Annotated in this window: 10 protein-coding genes; 3 read left to right on the plus strand and 7 right to left on the minus strand. The window is 70.0% G+C overall.

Going from position 1 to position 18,701, the window contains the following annotated elements; translation table 11 throughout:
* Nucleotides 1–54 precede the first annotated feature (54 nt).
* Complete coding sequence (locus ACFYR3_RS18355; protein WP_355842151.1) at nucleotides 55–1,986, minus strand: acyl-CoA dehydrogenase family protein; 1,932 nt, start codon at nucleotides 1,984–1,986, stop codon at nucleotides 55–57.
* Nucleotides 1,987–2,402: 416 nt separating this feature from the next.
* Here ACFYR3_RS18355 and ACFYR3_RS18360 point away from each other — a divergent pair, with 416 nt between their 5' ends.
* A complete protein-coding gene (locus ACFYR3_RS18360) occupies nucleotides 2,403–3,416 on the plus strand; it encodes a LacI family DNA-binding transcriptional regulator (protein WP_355842154.1) in 1,014 nt (337 codons plus the stop codon).
* A gap of 228 nt (nucleotides 3,417–3,644) precedes the next feature.
* Nucleotides 3,645–5,687 (plus strand): TIM-barrel domain-containing protein, encoded by a 2,043-nt coding sequence (locus ACFYR3_RS18365; protein WP_389283845.1) that lies wholly within the window; start codon nucleotides 3,645–3,647, stop codon nucleotides 5,685–5,687.
* 77 nt (nucleotides 5,688–5,764) lie between these two features.
* Here ACFYR3_RS18365 and ACFYR3_RS18370 read toward each other — a convergent pair whose 3' ends face one another.
* From ACFYR3_RS18370 to ACFYR3_RS18395, 6 genes are all read right to left on the minus strand, one after another.
* Nucleotides 5,765–6,481, minus strand: coding sequence for a hypothetical protein (locus tag ACFYR3_RS18370; protein ID WP_389283847.1), 717 nt, complete (start codon nucleotides 6,479–6,481; stop codon nucleotides 5,765–5,767).
* A gap of 38 nt (nucleotides 6,482–6,519) precedes the next feature.
* A complete protein-coding gene (locus ACFYR3_RS18375; RefSeq protein ID WP_389283849.1) occupies nucleotides 6,520–8,751 on the minus strand; it encodes a glycoside hydrolase N-terminal domain-containing protein in 2,232 nt (743 codons plus the stop codon).
* Between the two features lie 131 nt (nucleotides 8,752–8,882).
* Nucleotides 8,883–10,889 (minus strand): beta-galactosidase, encoded by a 2,007-nt coding sequence (locus ACFYR3_RS18380; protein ID WP_389283851.1) that lies wholly within the window; start codon nucleotides 10,887–10,889, stop codon nucleotides 8,883–8,885.
* 129 nt (nucleotides 10,890–11,018) lie between these two features.
* Nucleotides 11,019–11,954 carry a carbohydrate ABC transporter permease gene (locus tag ACFYR3_RS18385; RefSeq protein WP_355842166.1) on the minus strand — a complete coding sequence of 312 codons (936 nt, stop codon included), beginning with the start codon at nucleotides 11,952–11,954 and terminating at the stop codon, nucleotides 11,019–11,021.
* Nucleotides 11,951–13,015, minus strand: coding sequence for an ABC transporter permease subunit (locus ACFYR3_RS18390; protein WP_355842169.1), 1,065 nt, complete (start codon nucleotides 13,013–13,015; stop codon nucleotides 11,951–11,953). The genes ACFYR3_RS18385 and ACFYR3_RS18390 overlap by 4 nt, the downstream gene beginning before the upstream one ends.
* A gap of 26 nt (nucleotides 13,016–13,041) precedes the next feature.
* Nucleotides 13,042–14,721 (minus strand): Tat pathway signal sequence domain protein, encoded by a 1,680-nt coding sequence (locus ACFYR3_RS18395; RefSeq protein ID WP_389283854.1) that lies wholly within the window; start codon nucleotides 14,719–14,721, stop codon nucleotides 13,042–13,044.
* A 363-nt stretch (nucleotides 14,722–15,084) separates the two neighbouring features.
* On the opposite strand from ACFYR3_RS18395, the gene ACFYR3_RS18400 reads away from it, so the two are divergent.
* Nucleotides 15,085–18,213, plus strand: a complete 3,129-nt coding sequence (locus ACFYR3_RS18400) for a glycoside hydrolase family 3 C-terminal domain-containing protein (RefSeq protein ID WP_389283856.1) — start codon at nucleotides 15,085–15,087, stop codon at nucleotides 18,211–18,213.
* Nucleotides 18,214–18,701 lie beyond the last annotated feature (488 nt).

An 18,701-nucleotide genomic window follows, 5' to 3' on the forward strand; every position in this document is an offset into this window, starting at 1 on the left:
CTCTGCGCATGACCGGGTATTACTGGTTGTCGCGGACCGGTGCCGGGGAAGGCGTCAGCGAATGGGCCGGTGGACGTTTTCCCGGGTGCTCGCGCCCGGTGTCGCGTCGGCGATCCAGGGGCCTTCGCCGGACGGGTCGAGGACGCCTTCCTCCAGCCAGGTGTAGGTGCCCGACAGGACGCCCTTGACGACCTTGCGGTCGATGTCGTCGGTGTTGGTCCACAGGCGTCCGAAGAGTTCCTCGACGCGGACGCGGGACTGGCGGCAGAAGGCGTCGGCGAGCTGGTAGGCCTCGCGGCCGTGTTCCCCTGTGGTGCGCAGGTGTTCGGCCCGTACGCAGGCCGCGCTCATCGCGAAGAGCTCGGCGCCGATGTCGACGATCCGGCCCAGGAAGCCCTGCTTGGTCTCCATGCGGCCCTGCCAGCGCGACATCGCGTAGAAGGTGGACCGGGCGAGCTTGCGGGCACTGCGTTCGACGTAACGCAGATGCGTGGAGAGGTCGACGTCGTGATGGAACTCGTTGTACGAGCGCGGAAGTTGACCGGCTCCCGCGACCAGTTTCGGCAGCCACTTGGCGTAGAAGACACCGGCGTTCGCGCCCGCCTTCGCCTTCTCCGAGAGGGACTTGTCGGGATCGATGAGGTCGCCGGCCACCGAGAGATGGGCGTCGACGGCCTCGCGGGCGATCAGCAGGTGCATGATCTCCGTGGAGCCCTCGAAGATGCGGTTGATGCGCAGGTCGCGCAGGACCTGTTCGGCGGGGACGGCACGCTCGCCGCGGGCCGCCAGCGACGCGGCCGTCTCGAAGCCGCGGCCGCCGCGGATCTGGACCAGTTCGTCGGCCATCAGACAGGCCATCTCGGAGCCGTACAGCTTGGCGAGGGCGGCCTCGATGCGGATGTCGTTGCGGTTCTCGTCGGCCATCTGCGACGACAGGTCGAGAACGGCTTCGAGGGCGAAGGTGGTGGCCGCGATGAAGGAGATCTTGGAGCCGACGGCCTCGTGGAAGGCGACCGGCTTGCCCCACTGCTCGCGCACCGCCGACCACTCACGGGCGATCTTCAGGCACCACTTGCCCGCTCCCACGCACATGGCGGGCAGCGAGAGGCGGCCGGTGTTGAGGGTGGTGAGGGCGATCTTCAGGCCCGCGCCCTCGGGTCCGATGCGGTTGGCGGCCGGCACCCGAACCCGGTGGAAGCGGGTGACGCCGTTCTCCAGGCCGCGCAGGCCCATGAACGCGTTGCGGTTCTCGACCGTGACGCCCTCCGAGGCGGCTTCCACCACGAAGGCCGTGATGCCGCCCTTGCGGTCCTCGGACTTCGGGACGCGCGCCATGACGACGAGGAGATCCGCGACGACGCCGTTGGTCGTCCACAGCTTCACCCCGTCGAGGATGTAGTCGTCGCCGTCCGGTACGGCGGTCGTGGCGAGCCGCGCCGGGTCGGAGCCGACGTCCGGCTCGGTGAGCAGGAAGGCGGAGATGTCGGTGCGGGCGCAGCGCGGCAGGAAGGTGTCGCGCTGCTCCTGGGTGCCGAAGAGTTTCAGCGGCTGCGGTACGCCGATCGACTGATGGGCGGAGAGCAGAGCGCCGAGCGCCGGGTTCATGGAGCCGACCAGGGCGAGGGCCTTGTTGTAGTACACCTGGGTGAGGCCGAGACCGCCGTACTTGGTGTCGATCTTCATGCCGAGGGCGCCGATTTCCTTGAGCCCGGTGATGGTCTCGTCCGGGATCCGCGCCTCGCGCTCGATCCGCGCGGAGTCGATCTTCGTCTCGCAGAAGTCGCGCAGTTTGGCCAGGAACTCCTCGCCGCGCTGGGTGTCCTCGTCGGCGGGGAGCGGGTGCGGGTGGATCAGGTCGAGCCGGAAGCGGCCGAGGAAGAGTTCCTTGGCGAAGCTGGGCTTTCGCCAGTCCTGTTCGCGCGCGGCCTCGGCGACCTGTCGGGCCTCACGTTCGGTGACTGTGGGCTGGTGGGGTGTTGCGGACATGAGGCTCACCTCGCCGCGAATAGGGATCTTGGGGCTGTTCGTTACCGAACGGTGCTACTCGATCGTATTTACCGGATTCCCGGTGACCCCACCAGTCCTCGCGCAGCGTTCGGCCCAATGACCGCCCCCCGGCACCATGGCCGGCACCGCCCTCGGTCGCCCCCTCACCCGCGGGAACAGGCACGGTCGGCGGTGTTGCGCCGGACGTCCCATCCGGGGGACGGTCTGAGCACGCCGGTCAGGGGGCCGCCGCACGATCACGAGGCTGCTGAACCGCGTTCAGGAATTTCGTTGTCGAAGCGCTTCGACAACCTATGGACACGATTCCTCCACCGGGCTAGTGTCGAGCCACCCTCACTCGCCCCTATCCGTACCGCGCGCACTGTCGAAGCGCTTCACAAAGCTTGGAGAGCTGGATGGTCACCCTCGCCGAGGTCGCCCAGCACGCCGGAGTCTCTGCGAGCACGGTGAGCTATGTCCTCAGCGGCAAGCGGTCCATCTCCATGGACACCCGGCAGCGGGTCGAGCGGAGCATCCAGGAGCTCGGCTACCACCCGAACGCGGGCGCCCGCGCCCTGGCGAGCAGCCGGTCCAACATCATCGCGCTGATGGTTCCGCTCCGCACCGACATGTACGTACCCGTGATGATGGAGATCGCCATCGCGGTGGCCACGAACGCCCGGACACACGGCTACGACGTCCTGCTGCTCACCGGCGAGGAAGGGCCCGACGCGGTGCGCCGGGTCACCGGCAGCGGGCTGGCCGACGCGATGATCCTCATGGACGTCGAACTCGACGACGAGCGGCTGCCGTTGCTGCGCGAGACGGACCAGCCGTCCGTGCTCATCGGCCTGCCCGCCGACACCACCGGCCTGACCTGCGTCGACCTCGACTTCGGGGCGACGGGCGCGCTGTGCGCCGAGCATCTGGCGCTGCTCGGCCACCGTGACATCGCTGTCATCGGCGAGGCGCCCGCCGTCTACGAGCGGCACACCGGCTTCGCCGAGCGCACGCTCGACGGACTCCGGTCCCGTTCAAGGGAGTTGGGGCTGCGTGTGCTGCACCGGCCCTGCGAGGGCGGCTACGACGCGATGGCCCTCACCCTCGCCCGCATCTTCGACGAGCGCCCGGGCACCACGGGCTTCGTCGTACAGAACGAGTCGGCGGTCGAACCGCTGCTCGCGCTGCTGCGCCGGGAGGGCCGCGCCGTGCCCGAGGACGTGTCGGTGATCGCGATCTGCCCGGACCAGGTCGCCACCCAGGCCTCGGTGCGGCTGACCTCGGTCGCCATCCCCGCGCAGGACATGGGCCGGCATGCCGTCGAGCACCTGATCGCCAAGCTCGAAGGGCGCGGCAAGGACGAAGTCGTACTGATCGCACCGGAGTTGACGGTACGGGCGAGCACGGGGCCGGCGCCGGCCGCTCCCTGACCCAGGACCCTTTCGGGGGCGCCCCTTCCCGGCCCCCTCCTCGGACCTCGTGGCCCCTGCCGGGGCACCGCTCGGTCTGCGCGCTTCCCCAGCACCGACCTGACCGTACCTCCCGGACCGCACGGCCCTGTTCGCACTCCCAGCCCGCGCCCCACCCGCACTCCCTCTCCGCACCCGCCCGCACTCCCTGTCTGCACTCCTTCATGTCTGCACTCCTTCAGGAGCACGGTGAATCAGTCTGCCGAAATCCAGCCCCAGGTCAGCCTCGCGCAGTCCTCCCCGACCGTCGGCACGTTCCGTGAGCGGGACGGCGCGCTGGAGTGGAGCGGCCGCACAGAGACCGTCCGGATCGAGCCGTGGGGCCCCGCCGCGGTCCGGGTCCGCGCCCGTCTCGGCGGTCCCGTGCTCGACGGCCTGCCGGGAGCCCTGCTCGACGAGCGGGAGACCACCACGAGCGCGCTCGAAATCAGTGACGGCGAGGGCCGGCTGACGGTCGGAGCGCTGACCGTCGAGGTGAGCGCCGAGGGCCTGATCCGATTCGCCCGCACCGGCGACGGCGGTGAACTCCTCGCCGAGGAACGCGCCCACTTCTGGTGGCCCGGCTCACGGCTGTACACCCCCACCGGCAACGGCCATCACCGTCTGGAGCAGCGCTTCGCCGCGTACGAGGGCGAGAAGCTGTACGGCCTCGGGCAGCACCAGCACGGGCTGTTCGACCAGAAGGGCGCGGTCCTGGACCTGATCCAGCGCAACGCCGAGGTCACCATTCCGGTGCTCACCTCCAGCCGCGGCTACACCCTCCTGTGGAACAGTCCGGCCATCGGCCGGGTGGAGCTCGCGGGCAACGGCACCCGCTGGGTCGCCGACTCGGCCCGCCAGATCGACTACTGGATCACCGCGGGCACTCCGGCCGACGCCCAGCGCCGCTACAGCGCGGCGACCGGCCGTACACCGATGCTGCCCGAGTGGGCGGCCGGATTCTGGCAGTGCAAGCTGCGCTACCGCACCCAGGACGAACTCCTGGAGGTGGCAAGGGAGTACAAGCGCCGGGGCCTGCCGCTGTCGGTCATCGTCTGCGACTTCTTCCACTGGACCCACCTCGGCGACTGGAAGTTCGACCCGGCCGAGTGGCCCGACCCGGCGGCCATGCAGGCCGAACTCGCGGACCTCGGCGTCAAACTGGTGGTGTCGGTCTGGCCGTCGGTCTCGCCGCTCTCCGAGAACCATCAGCTCATGGAGCAGCGGGGCTACTTCATCGGCACCGAGTACGGGCCGATGGCGCACGCCGACTGGCCGGACAAGCAGGTCGCGTCCACGGTCCAGGTGGCTTTCTACGACGCCACGAACCCGGAGGCGCGCGACTTCCTGTGGTCGCGGGTGAAGGACAACTACCTCGATCCGTACGGCATCTCGGCCTTCTGGCTGGACGCCTGCGAGCCGGAGCTGAAGCCGGGCTTCGCCGAGAACCTGCGGTACCACGCGGGCCCGGGTCTCGAAGTGGGCAACCTCTACCCGCGCGACAACGCCCGCACTTTCTACGAGGGGCTGGTCGCCGCCGGTCACACCGAGATCGTCTCCCTCAACCGCTCGGCCTGGGCGGGCAGTCAGCGCTACGGGGCCGCCCTGTGGTCCGGCGACATCGGTACCGACTTCGCGACCCTGCGCCGCCAGATCGCCGCGGGCCTCAACACCGCGCTGTCCGGCATCCCCTGGTGGAACACCGACATCGGTGGTTTCCACGGCGGCGATCCGGACGACCCGGCGTACCGCGAAGTCATGGTCCGCTGGTTCCAGTTCGGCGCGCTGTCCCCGCTGATGCGGCTGCACGGCTTCCGCGACCCGGGACTGCCGCTCGGCCCCGACATGACCGGCGGCCCGAACGAGGTCTGGTCCTACGGTGAGGAGGCCGGCGCCGTCATGGAGAAGTACCTGCGGCTGCGCGAACGTCTGAAGCCCTACCTGCTGGACGTCATGCGGGAGGCCCACGAGGAGGGGCTGCCGGTGATGCGCCCGCTGCTCCTGGAGTTCCCGGGCGACCAGGCGGCCTGGTCGGTGGACGACGCCTATCTCCTCGGCCCCGATCTGCTGGTCGCGCCGGTCCTCACCGCGGGCGCGACGGCCCGTACGGCGTACCTCCCGGCCGGTGCGCGCTGGACGGACGCGTGGACCGGGAAGACGTACGAAGGGGGCGCGGCCGTGACGGTCGACGCGCCGCTGGACCGGATCCCGCTGTTCCTGCGGGACGGGGCGCGGCTGCCAGTGGTTGGTTAGGACCTGTCCGAGCCGGGTGCGGCCCGTCCCCGCGAGGGACCGGCCGCACCTTCAGGCACGGATCAACCATGCACGGATCAACTACTGCTGACCGTCAGGTTGTTGGTGGTGAAGTCGAGACCCCCCGCGGACGAGGTGATCTCGAAGCCGAACTGCACGTCTCCGACGGTCGCACCGCTCGACATCCAGCCCTTGGTGTTCGCGATCCACCTCATGATCGGGAGGATGTTGATGGTGCCGGAGGTGGAGTCCGAGGTGCGCAGGAACGAGAAGACGTCGTTCGCGCCGTTGTTGCCCTTGTAGACGGTCCAGGTGTTGCCGTTCAGCGTGAGCGTGCCCTGCGAGGTGCCGAGCGCGCCGACGGCTCCGTTGTAGTTGACCCAGAGCATGGTCTCGTGGGCGTAGCCGGTGTCCCAGATGTCGTACGAGGTGTTGTACGCGCCGGAGGACGGGACGGTGACGTTGTAGGTGCTGGTGAGGGTGGACAGCGCCGCGATCGTCTTGCCGACGTACTTCTTCGAGTTGGGGTAGGACTTGATGCCGCCGGTGTTGGGGTGGTCGGCCCAGACTCCCCAGTTGGTGCCGGAGTTGGCCCAGATGCACTGGCTGCCGGCGCCGGAGCCCCAGATGTCGTTGTAGAGCGTGTACCCGTTGAGGGTGGTGCTGCCCCACTGGTCGCAGGAGGACCAGACGGCGGCCTGGGCGGGGGCCGAGGCGAGGCCGATCGTCGCGCCGAGCGCGAGCGCGGGGGCGACGAGTGCCTTGGTGATCCTGTTCAGCGTGCGGTGTGCCATGGGGGTCCCTTCCATGGGTGGGGGGAAGTGCGGGGGGTCTACCGCGGCCCCAGGGTGAGGACGCGGTCTTCTCCGGCGCTCAGTGAGAGCGGTCGCGCGCCGGCGGAAGTCTGGAGCTCGATGCGGCAGGTGCGGCCCGGTCGCAGCACGGCTCTGGCACCTTCGGGGGTCCAGGTGAGGTCGGCCTCCGCGCCGAACCTCGTTCGGATGCCCCGGAGTTCGCCGCTCGGGAGGCCGGCGGGGAGTGCCGGGAGCAGGACGAGCCGCTCCGGTGTGGACTGGATCAGCGCCTCGATGAGCACGGCGGGCAGGGCGTGGGCGGCGTCGGCGTTGTAGACCTGCCGGTTCGGGTAGTGGCCGCTCATCAGGGAGACGTGGAAGAAGTCCCCGGCCAGGATGTTGTCGAGGGCTGCCGCCACGCGCTCCGCGTCCCGCAGTCGGGCGGCCACCAGGGCGTGATGGAGGTGGCCGTGCGCCGAGTCGTTCTCGGCGCCGCGCAGTTCGAGAGCGCGGTGGGCCGCCGCGGCGAGTTCGGGGGTGTCGTACGGGTTGATCTCGTCGAGCGGCCAGACGCCGTAGAGGTGGCTGAGGTGCCGGTGGTCGTAGGTGTCGAGGAGTCCGGGCCGGGCCCACTCGGCGAGCGCGCCCTCGGCGTTGATCCGGTGCGGCGGCAGCCGATCGGCGAGCGAGCGCCAGCGCTCGGCGTCGGGCCCCGGGTGGTACTCGGCCGCCGTGCGCAGGGCGTGCCGGGCCGCCGAGAGGTCCATGGCGGCGTTGACGGTGACCCAACTCGCGTTCGCGGGACGGTTCTCCGGGGAGTAGGACGGCACGATCACCAGGTGGCCGTCGTCGTCGGTCCGGGTGAGGAAGTCCTCGTAGAAACAGGCCACTTCGGCCAGCGCGGCGGCCATCCGCGGGTCGCGTTCGCCGCGGGTCTCGTCGTGGTCGACGATGGGCTTGAGCAGCCAGTCGGCACCGGCGGTCCACACGTGCAGCGGGTACGCGCGGCTGAGGTGGTAGATGTGGCCGGACTCGCCGTCCGTGTGGGCGGGGGCCACGACACCGCGTGCCCCGAAGACGGCTCGGGCGTTGTCCCGCCAGTGCGGCAACTGGCTGTGGACCAGGGCCGCGTGTGCCTCGGTGACCTCGGGGAGCGCGGCCGCGGCGGCCGACGCGGTCTGCAGATTGAGGTTGGCGTCCGTGGTGAACGCCCCGGACCAGGCGGTGTCCCAGTCGCCGCTCCAGAGCCCGGTCAGCCTGGGCGGCAGCGTCCCGGCCGCGGACAGCAGGTGATGGCGGCCGGCCGCGAAGAGCCGCTCCAGGAAGGCGGGGCTCTTCGGACGCCGGACCAACTCCGAACCCGGGAGGGCCCGTTCGGAGGATTCGGCGTGCAGATCGAGGGTGACACGGAGGTAGGCGGCGCGGTGCAGGGCGGTGTGGCGGGCGAGCAGGTGCGTGTAGGCATGCCCGATGCCCTCGGCGCCGTGGCCGGCCTCCGGCAGCAGCTCCCGCAGCGCGCGGACCTCGGCGAGGACGTCCAGTTCGCCCGGGTGCCGGTGTACCCGGGTGAGCAGCAGCATCGAGCGGGCGCCCTCGACCCGTATGCCGGGAAGGGCGGGACGGGTCCGGCCGTCGGTGACGAGGAGCGTGACCCCGGTGTACGCCAGGTCGCTGCCCGGATAGCGGGCGCGCAGCGTGAGGAGGGCGCCCTCGGGGGTGCGGACGGCTCCGTGGCCCACCGCCAGTCCGGCGGGCGCTCCCGCCAGCCGGTGGTCCAGCGTCACCTCGGCCGCGAGATCGGAGGCGGTCACGTACTGCGCGATCACATCGTCGGCGCGCGAGACGAAGACCTCGCTGCGCCGGTCACCGCACTCGGCGCGGACGGCCCCGGTGGTGAAGTCGGCCTCGCGCCGGTAGGCGCGCCATTCCTCGGCGGGGCGGCGCAGTCGCACCTGGAAGGCCGGGTGGAACGGTTGCACCCACAGCAGCGGTCGGCCGTCGGTGAAGTCCTCCCCGGCGCTCATGTCTCCGGCCAGCAGCCGGTCCTGTACGTCGGCGAGGCGGTCGGCGAGCTCGGGCGGACGGGCCTTCGCGCTGCCGTTCGGACGGATCAGACGGTGGTGATTGACGATCACCCGGTCGTCGTTCGGATCACCGAACACCATGACGCCGTGCGTGCCGTTCCCGCTCAGGAAGGCGTCCTCCCAGCGGGCGGCGGGCAGGGGTTCCCAGGTGCCGTGGACGGGGACGGCGGTACGGCCACCATCCATTCGAGTGCCCGCGGTGGGAGCGCCTTCACTTCGGACGGCTTCACTTCGGGCGCCATCCGAGTGTGCGTCATCCGAACGGGTGCCTTCCGAATGCGCGTCGGCGGGGTGCGCGTCGGCGCGGGCCTTGTCCGTCATGGGGCGAGCACCACCGCTCCGTAGCGCTCCAGTCGTACGGAGCCGAGCACGGACGCGCCGCCGAGCAGGTCGCGGTGGCTGCCCGGTATCTCGACGGTCACCGGCTCGCGCCCGTGGTTGAGCAGGAAGATCAGTTCGCCGCGCCGGACGGCCTCGACCCCGTCGGGCAGCCCGTCGAGCACGGGCCGGATGCCCGCGCCGTCCGCCGCCTTCGCCAGCAGTTCGCGCAGGGCGGCCGGTTCGGGAAGGGTGGACAGGTAGCGGGCGGTGCCCTTGCGGAGCACGGCGGGCAGTCCGTCCAGCTCACCGCCCCGGTAGCGCGTCTCGACGACCGCGGTGCCGTCGGGCTCGATCTCCTCGGACCAGAGCACGCCCCGGAAGCCGTCGCAGTCCGCGCTCTCCCCCGCGTCCAGCGGCCACCACTCGTGCAGCGTGCGGATGCCGAACAGTTCGCGCAGCCGCTCGTCCATGCCACCCGGCCGCACCCGGTCGTCCTCGTCGGCGACGCCGGTGAGGAAGCCGCAGACGAGCGTGCCGCCCGATCGCACGTAGGCGAGGAGGTTGTCGATCGCCGCGTCCGTGAGCAGGTACAGCTGGGGCACGACGACCATCCGGTACGCGGACAGGTCGTGCTCGGGATGCGCGAACGCGGTGCCGAGGTGGGCCTCCCACAGGGCGCGGTGCCAGGCCCGTACGACCTCCGCGTAGTCGTTCTCCGTTGACAGCCGGCCTTCCTGTGCTCCCGCCCACCAGGAGTTCCAGTCGTGCAGGATCGCGATGTCCGACGTGACATGACTGTCTGTCACATGATTTCCGAGAAGGGCGAGTTCGGCGCCGATCCGCTTGATCTCCTCGAAGGTGCGACCCCGCTCCCCCGCGTGGCCGATCATCCCCGAGTGGAACTTCTCCGCGCCCTGCCGGGACTGCCGCCACTGGAAGTAGCAGACGGCGTCGGCGCCGCGCGCCACGGCCTGCAGCGACCACAGGCGGTTCAGTCCGCGCGGCTTGGGGTGGTTCACACCGCGCCAGTTGACCGCTCCGGCCGCCTGCTCCATGACCATCCAGGGACCGCCCCCGGCCTGCGAGCGCGTCATGTCCTGGATGAGCGCGCCGTTCTGCGCGCCGAGGGGGTCGCGCGGGTCCGGATAGAGGTCGACCGAGACGACGTCTTCCTCGATGGCCCATCGCCAGGCGTCCTGTCCGACCCACATCGGCATGAAGTTGCTGGTCACGGGAGTGTGCGGGCTGTGGCGGCGCACGATGTCCCGCTCGGCGACATAACACTCCAGGAGCATGTCGGAGGTGAACCGCTTGAAGTCGAGCACATGCGTCGGGTTCTTCATGTAGTGCGTGTGACGCGGCGGGATCACCTCGTGCCAGCCGTCGTAGCCCTGGCCCCAGAAGGCTGTCCCCCAGGCCGTGTTGAGGGCTTCGACGGTGCCGTACCTGTCCCGGAGCCAGCGGCGGAAGGCGGCGGCCGCCTCGTCGCCGTGGTCGAAGGTGCAGTACTCGTTGTTGATGTGCCACATCGTGAGCGCGGGGTGGCTGCCGTAGCGGGCGGCCAGGTCCTCGGTGATGGCGGCGGCGCCGCGTCGGTAGACGGCGCTGGAGTGCGAGAAGTGCTGCCGGGAGCCCCACCATTCGGTGCGGCCGTCCTCGCCCCGGGGCAGCGTCTCGGGGTGCAGCCGGCCCATCCAGGGGGGCGGCGAGGAGGTGGGGGTGGCGAGCACGACGCCGATGCCGTGCTCGTGCATCAGGTCCATCAGCCGGTCCAGCCAGCCGAACTCCCTTGCTCCCGGGCGCGGTTCCAGCCGGGCCCAGGAAAAGACCCCGAGGGTGACGGAGTTGACGCCCGCCTCCTTCATGAGGCGGACGTCCTCGTGCCAGGTCTCCTCGGGCCACTGCTCGGGGTTGTAGTCGCCGCCGAACAGAATGCGGCCCCGGGTGGCATCGCTCAGACTCGGTCGCCCGGACTCCGGGCCGGTTCCGCGGGGCGTGCGCATGACCTACCTCGATCGGGGAGAGGAGAGTGGACCGCCGCGGCCGACCGCTGGTCAGGAGCAGGTCGGCCGCGGCGAGCGGAGGGGTGCGGCGGGGCGACAAGGTGCGGTGGCGCGGGAGGCCGGCCGGGGTCAGCCCTTCACGGCGCCGGTGAGCATGCCCTTCTTGAAATGCCGCTGGACGAAGGGTGAGAGGACCGCGACCGGCAGCAGCGCCATCACCATGACGGCCATCTGGATGGCCAGCGGCGACAGTTGACCGGTGTTGATCTGCGTGGCGAGTCCGACGGGGCGCTCCTGCTTCTGCACCAGCTGGATCATGACGTTCTGCAGCGGCATCATGTCCTGGTCGGTCAGGTAGATGGAGGCGTTGAACCAGGCGCTCCAGTAACCGACCGCGTAGAACAGCGAGATCACCGCGAGGACCGCCCGGGACAGCGGCATCACGATCTGCCACAGGATGCGCCAGTCGCCGGCGCCGTCGATGCGGGCGCTGTCGATCAGTTCGGACGAGATGCCCATGAAGAACGCGCGCAGCACCAGGATGTTGAAGACGCTGACCGCGCTGGGGAGGATCAGCGCGAGATAGCTGTCGGTGAGGCCGAGCGCCTGCACGAGCAGATAGGTGGGGATGAGCCCGGCGCCGAAGAACATCGTGGCGAGCAGCAGCATCAACAGCCAGCGGTGGCCCAGCGATCCGATGCGCGAGAGGCCGTAGGCGCACAGGACCGAGACCGCCATGCTGAACAGGGTGCCGGTCAGGGTCACTCCGACGCTGACGAGTGCGGCGCGCTGCACCTGGCCGCCGGTGAGCAGCTCCTTGTAGGCGACGAGGGTGACGCCCTTGGGGATGACCACCAGACCGCCGGCCGCGTCGATGGTCTTCTTCGACTGGAGGCTGGTGACGACGACGATCCAGAGCGGGAACAGGATCGCGAAGGCGGCCAGGGTGAGGGTGAGCCCCTTGCCCGCGAGGCCGGCCTTCGACGGCTCCTCCTCCCAGGGCGGCCTGGGCGGCGCCGCCCAGCGGCCGGGCTTGTCGCGCGGTTCGTACGTCAAGGCGGTCATTTCTTGTACACCCCCTGCTCACCCATGAGATGGGCGACCTTGTTGGCGGTCAGGACGAGCCCCAGACCGACCACACCCTTGACCAGTCCGGCGGCCGCGGCATAGCCGAAGTCCTGGTTGCGGATGCCGTTCCACCACACGTAGGTGTCGAGGACGTCAGAAGCGCCGGGGCCCACCGAGTCGCGCTGGAGCAGGAGTTGCTCGAAGCCGACGGTGAGCGCGTCGCCGACGCGCAGCACCAGGAGCAGGGCGATCACCGGGCGCAGGGCGGGCAGGGTGATGTGCCACATCCGGCGCCAGCGTCCGGCCCCGTCCATGGCGGCGGCCTCGTACAGGTCGGGCGAGACGGACGACAGGGCCGCGAGGAAGACGATGATGCCCCAGCCCGCGTCCTTCCAGACGCCCTCGGCCGTCACCAGGAACTTGAAGATCCCCGGATCGGTCATCAGGTCGATGCCCTGGTGACCGTGCTGCCGCAGGGTCTGCGCGATGATGCCCGCCCCGCCGAAGATCTGCTGGAAGACGGTGACGACGAGGACCCAGGAGAAGAAGTGCGGGAGGTACATGACCGCCTGGGCGACCGCCCGGACCCGGGGCCTGACCACGCTGTTGATGAGCAGCGCGAGGCCGACCGGGATCGGGAAGTACAGCACGAGCTGGAGGAAGAACAGCACGAACGTGTTCTGCACCGCGTGCCAGAACTCCGAGTCCGCGAAGATCCGCTGGAAGTTCTCCAGGCCGGTCCAGGGGCTCTCGAACATCGCGACGAAGCCGTTGTCGCTCAGATACGGGTCGTAGTCCTGGAAGGCCACGATGTTGCCGAGGACCGGTATGTAGTTGAAGACGAGTATGAGTGCGATCGCCGGGAGGGTCATCAGGATCAGGGTGCGGTCGCGTCTGAACCTCAGCCGGAAGCCCAGCTTTCCGGCGCCCTGTCCGGGCCTGCTCCCGGCCCGCCGTCCGGCGGCGCGCCCGGCGGCCCCGTCCGGCGGACTCCCGTCCGGTGTCCTCTCGCCCGCCTTGGCCCCGGCCCCGCTCCGAGGCACCGTGCTGTGCGACACGGCCTTCTCCTTGCCTCAGCCCTCGATCACTTGGCCGTGGAGCCGTTGTCGTCGAGCAGCTTCTTGTACCAGGCGCGCAGGTCGTCGCCGCCCTTCCGCTTCCAGTCCGCGACGGCCTGCTGCATGTCGCCGATCTTCTTGCGGCCGCGGACGATGTCGTCCTCCAGCTGCTCGAAGTCGTTGGCGAGGTTGGTCCACCGGTTGGGCTCGGTGATGGTCAGCCCGTAGAAGGAGGACTTCTTGGTGAAGGCGCCCATGCGCTGCTGCCACTCGACCTGGAGCTTGGCGATCTCCGGCAGATCGGGGTGGGCGAGGTAGGCGGCCGGGTCGCCGGTGTAGTCGTAGGCGCCGTTGACCTCGTTGGTGCCCTTGGTGGTCTTGGTGGGCAGGCCGTTCTTGACCGTGTAGTCGGTGCCCTCGACGCCGTACACCGTGAGCATGTACTCCTTGGTGCCGTACGGGGCGGCGCAGAAGTCGGCGAGCGCGAGGAAGTCCTTGATCTGCTGCTTGGACGCCTTCTTGCTGACGAAGGTGAAGATGCCCGCGGGCTGGGTCGCCCAGAGGGTGGGGTTCCCGCCGTCGGGGCCGAAGATGTCGAACGCGCCCATCTCGAAGTCCGTCTTCTGGGTGCGCTGTTCGGCCGTCGAGCCGTACCAGTAGGACAGGTCGCCGTTGAAGACGAGCGACTGGCCCGCGGTGAACCGGTTGGACGCGTCGCCCTTGACGGCCTTGGCGTCGGGGTGGACGACCCCCGCCGCGTACAGCTTGCGTGTCCACTCCAGGGCTTCGAGGTACTCGGCGGTCTCGATCCGGTTGACCAGCTTGCCGTCCCTCAGGTCCCACCACAGCGCCTTGTCGCTGCCGTTGAGGACGCCGTAGATGTTGAAGGCCGTCCACTTCAGGTCGTCGCAGGCCCACACCTTCGCCTTGGCGTCGGTGGCCTCCTTCGCCCAGGACAGGAACTCGTCGGGCGACTTGGGCAGCGTGTAGCCCTTCTTGGCGAAGATGTCCTTGCGGTAGAAGGCCGCGATGTTCGTGACGTACGAGGCCGGCATCGGGATCGCGCGCAGCAGGCCGCCGAAGATGGAACGCTGCCAGGCGTCGGTCGGTACGGCCGCGAGGTTCGGGTAGTCCTTGACCTTGTCGCCGGACAGATACGGGCCGAGGTCGGCGAACTTGGCGTTGATCGCGCTCGGTATCTTGCCGTTCAGGTTCCAGCCGGGGACGACCACCACGTCCGGGATGTCGCTGGAGGCGAGGATCGCGCCCAGCTTCTCGTCATAGGTGTTGCCGTCCTGGTTCTGCCAGGTCGCCTTGATGCCGATGGCCTCGTTCATGGCCGTGTAGTACGCGTTGTCGTCGGCCGGCGGGCTGCCCCAGAACGGCGACATGATCTTCAGATCGCTGCCGCCGCCGAGCTTCTTCGGGACGGCGGTCTTCAGCGCGCCCAGGTCGATCGGTTGTGTGAAGCCCGCCGCTGATCCGTTCTTCGAGGGGAGGTCGGGTGTGACGACGCTCGACGCCACGAACGTCGGAAGGATCTTCTGGGCGTCCTTCCCCGAGGTGGTGCCGTCCTTGTTGCCGTCCTGTCCGCCGCCGCAGGCGGTGAGCAGGGGCATTCCGCCGGCCACGGCGGCCGCTGCGACCGCAGTGGAGGCGAGGAAGCTTCTCCGGCTGGGGGCGGAGGTGGCGGAGTTCGGCGTCATTGCGTCAACCCTTCATGGCGCACAGCAGGACACCCGGCGGTGGAGCCGTCGGCTGCGGTGTCTTGAGTGGATCTGCCTGAGCTGAAGCGGTCCTCGGAGGACTGTGCCCTCCGAGGAGGGAAGCCCGTCAATCGAAGCGCTTCGATGTTGCTGCGAGGTTAAGTGAACGCCTGGGGGTGCACAAGGGTCGATCCCAAGATTCCTCGGAGGTGTCACGCAAGAGAGGTGCTCCGCCTGGCACTTGACATCACTGGCGAGAAACGAAGGTGTTGCGCCCGGGCGTCTTGACACCCACCCCTCGGTCGATCGAGCATCGAAGCGCTTCGAAAGTACGCCGCCGCTCCACCGCAAAGGGATCACCACGTGACCGCAGAGACGCCACCCATGCCGCCCTTCCGTGACGCGAGCCTGCCGTTCGCGAAGCGCATCGACGACCTGCTGGCGCGGCTCACCCTCGACGAACGGATCGCGTTCCTGCACCAGTTCGCGCCCGCCGTCGAGCGGCTCGGAGTGCGGGCCTTCCGCACCGGTCAGGAGGCATTGCACGGGGTCGCCTGGATGGGTCCGGCGACGGTGTTCCCGCAGGCCGTCGGGCTCGGCGCGACCTGGAACGAGGATCTCGTGCGCCGGGTCGGGGAGGCAGTCTCGTCGGAGATCCGCGCGATGCGCGCCCGCGACGACCGCGTGGGCCTCAACGTCTGGTCCCCCACGGTCAATCTGCTGCGCCACCCGCTGTGGGGCCGCAACGAGGAGGGCTACTCGGAGGACCCGGGGCTCACCTCCGCCATCGCCACCGCGTACACCCGCGGTCTGCGCGGCGATCATCCGGCCTACTGGCGCACCGCGCCGGTCCTCAAGCACTGGCTCGCGCACAACAACGAGACGAGCAGGGACACCTCGTCCTCGTCCGTCCGCCCGCGCGTGCTGCACGAGTACGATCTGCGCGCCTTCCGCACCACAGTCCTGGCGGGCGCCGTCGCCGGGGTGATGCCCGCCTACAACCTGGTCAACGGCCGCCCCAACCATGTCTCGCCGTATCTGCGCGAGCACCTGCGGGCCTGGACCGACCAGGAGCTGCTGGTCTGCTCGGACGCGGGAGCGCCCTCCAACCTGGTCGACTCCGAGCACTACTTCGACACCCACGAGGAAGCCACCGCCGCCGCCCTCCTCGCCGGCGTCGACAGCTTCACCGACCACGGCTCGGACGGCTCGCGGATCGCCGGACGCCTCCGGGGCGCCCTGGAGCGGGGCCTGCTGACCGAGGCCGACGTCGACACCGCGGTCCGCCGCCAGCTCGCCGTGCGTTTCCGGCTGGGCGAGTTCGACCCGGGCCTCGACCCGTACGCCGGCACCGACGCCTTCGACACGCCGGCCCACCGCGCGCTCGCCCTGGAAACCGCGGAGCAGGCGATCGTCCTGCTCAAGAACGACGGTCTGCTGCCGCTGCGCCCCGGCGTCCGGGTCGCCGTCGTCGGCCTGTTGGCCGACGAGTGCAAGCTCGACTGGTACAGCGGCACGCTCATCCACCGTTCGACCCCGCTGGAGGGCCTGTACGAGCGCTTCGGCGCCGAGCGCGTGGACTTCGCCGAGGGCGTGGACCGCGTACGTCTGCGGGCGTCGTCCGGCGGGTATCTCGCGGTTCCGGCCGCCGATGACGCGGCGGAGGAAGTGCGCAAGGGCGCCTCGGAGGAGGTGCGCGGCGCCGAGGGCGCGCTCGACCCGGCGCTGCTCGCGGGGCGCACGGACCTGCCTCCGCTGACCGCCGACGCCTTCGGCACCGAACTGGCGCTGATCGACTGGGGCGAGGGGATCCTCACCCTGCGCGCCCCCGACGGCCGGTATCTCTCCGTCGCCGACGACGGTTTCGTCCGCGCCTCCGCCGACCAGCCGGGCGGCTGGGTCGTCCAGGAGACCTTCCGGCTGGAACCCTCCGCATCCCATGAGAACGGCCACCTCCTGAAGCACCTGGGGACGGGCAGGTACGTCTCTGTCGCCGCCGACGGTGTGAAGGTTGCCGAGGAGGACACCGGGAACGCCGAGATCTTCGAGCTGGAGTTCGGCGAACGCGGTGAGGACGCGGTGGCCCGCGCCGCCGCCTCGGCCGACGTGGTCCTCGTCGTCGCGGGCAACGACCCGCACATCAACGGCCGCGAGACCGAGGACCGTACGACGCTGCGGCTGCCCTCCCATCAGGAGCGGCTGCTGCGTGCCGCCCGCGCCGCGAACCCGGACACGGTGCTGGCCCTGGTCTCCGCCTACCCGTACGCGGTCGACCACGCCGATCTGCCCGCCATGCTCTGGACAGCGCACGGCGGCCAGGCGGCGGGCACCGCGCTGGCCCGCGTCCTCGCCGGGGACGTCTCCCCCGCGGGCCGCCTCCCGCAGACCTGGTACGCCGGCGACGACGACCTTCCCGGCCTGCTCGACTACGACGTGATCGGCGGACGGCAGACCTATCTCTACTTCGATGGGACTCCGCTGTTCCCCTTCGGACACGGCCTGTCCTACGCCTCGTTCACCTACGCGGACCTTCAAGTCCGCAGAGAAGCAGCCGCGCTGACGGTCTCCTGCACCGTCACCAACACTGCGACCGCGACCGCCGACGAGGTCGTCCAGCTCTACACCCGCGCGGTCGCTCCGTCCGTACCCCGCCCGCGCCGCGAACTGGCGGAACACCGCCGGGTCCGCCTCACCCCGGGCGCCTCGACCGCCGTCTCCTTCGAACTCCCGCTCTCCGCGCTGGAGTTCTGGGACGTGGCCCACGGCCGGCGGCGCCTGGAGCCGGGCGCGTACGAGCTGCTGGTCGGCGCGTCCAGCGAGGACATCCGGCTCGGCGCGACCGTCGAACTCGAAGGCGAACCGGGTACTCCCCGCCCGGTCCGCGAACGCGGCCTGAACGGCGCCGACTTCGACGAGCAGCGAAACACCGTCATCGTCGACCACACGAAGGCGGCGGGCGACGCGGTGACCCCGGCGAACGGCGGCACGGGCGAACTTCTCTACCTGGACTGCGACTTCGGCGAGGGCGTCACCGGGGTCGTCATCGAGGCGGCGGGCGAGGGGGCGGTCGAAATCTTCCTGGACGGCGGCCTCGCGCCCTTCGGGCTCCAGCCGAAGGGCGACCTGTCGGCCCTTGGGCTCCAGCCAAGGGGTGACCTGTCGACCCCTGGGCTCCAGCCGAAGGGTGACCTGTCGACCCCTGGGCTCCAGCCGAAGGGCGACCTGTCGACCCCTGGGCTCCAGCCGAACGGCCCGTCGGTCGCCGAACAGCCGTCAGGCAGTGCGCCGGTCGCCGATGCGCCACCAAGCGTTGCTCCGGTGGCCGAACCGTCGCCGGACGGCAGGTCGGTCGCCGAACTCACGGCGAGTGGAACGCAGGGGCCCTACGACTACCGCACCCTCACCAGCGCGTTCACCGCCACTGGTGTGCACGACGTCCACCTCAGACTGCGCGGCCCCGTCCGGCTCGCGCACGTCGGCTTCTCCGGCTGAGGGTCCGGAGGAGCCGGCACAGGGGTCCGGCACCGGAAGGCATCGGTGCCGGGCCCCTTCTCTGGCGACCTTAGCTGAAAACGATTCTCACTAGACATGCCGTTTTCGGTCACGTCCTGACAGAGGGACGGCTGGGGTGTTTGCTCCTTCCGGGCCGTGCGCTAATATGATCTTCAGCAGATCGGCGGAGGTCACGCCGGTTCGCGATGCGTTGGTGGTCCAAGGAAAGACGCCCCGCTTCCTGCGGGGAAATGCAGGTGCAAGGCCTGCCCGGCGCTCTGCGAAGACCCTGTCCCGTGTTGTCCGGGACGGGGTCTTTTTTTGTCCAGGTCCGACTCACGTGGGCCCATTCCGGCGGAGCGACGGGTCTGTGCGGGCCCGTGTGAGCGCGGCGACCGTGGCTCGCGAGTCGCCGGCGTGGAACCGAAGCGCGCGGGCGAAGCCCTGCGCTCGGACCGCCGGACACGCCGACGGCCGGAGCCCCCGCA

Source organism: Streptomyces sp. NPDC005784 (genome assembly GCF_042871525.1).
Taxonomy (GTDB): Bacteria; Actinomycetota; Actinomycetes; order Streptomycetales; family Streptomycetaceae; genus Streptomyces.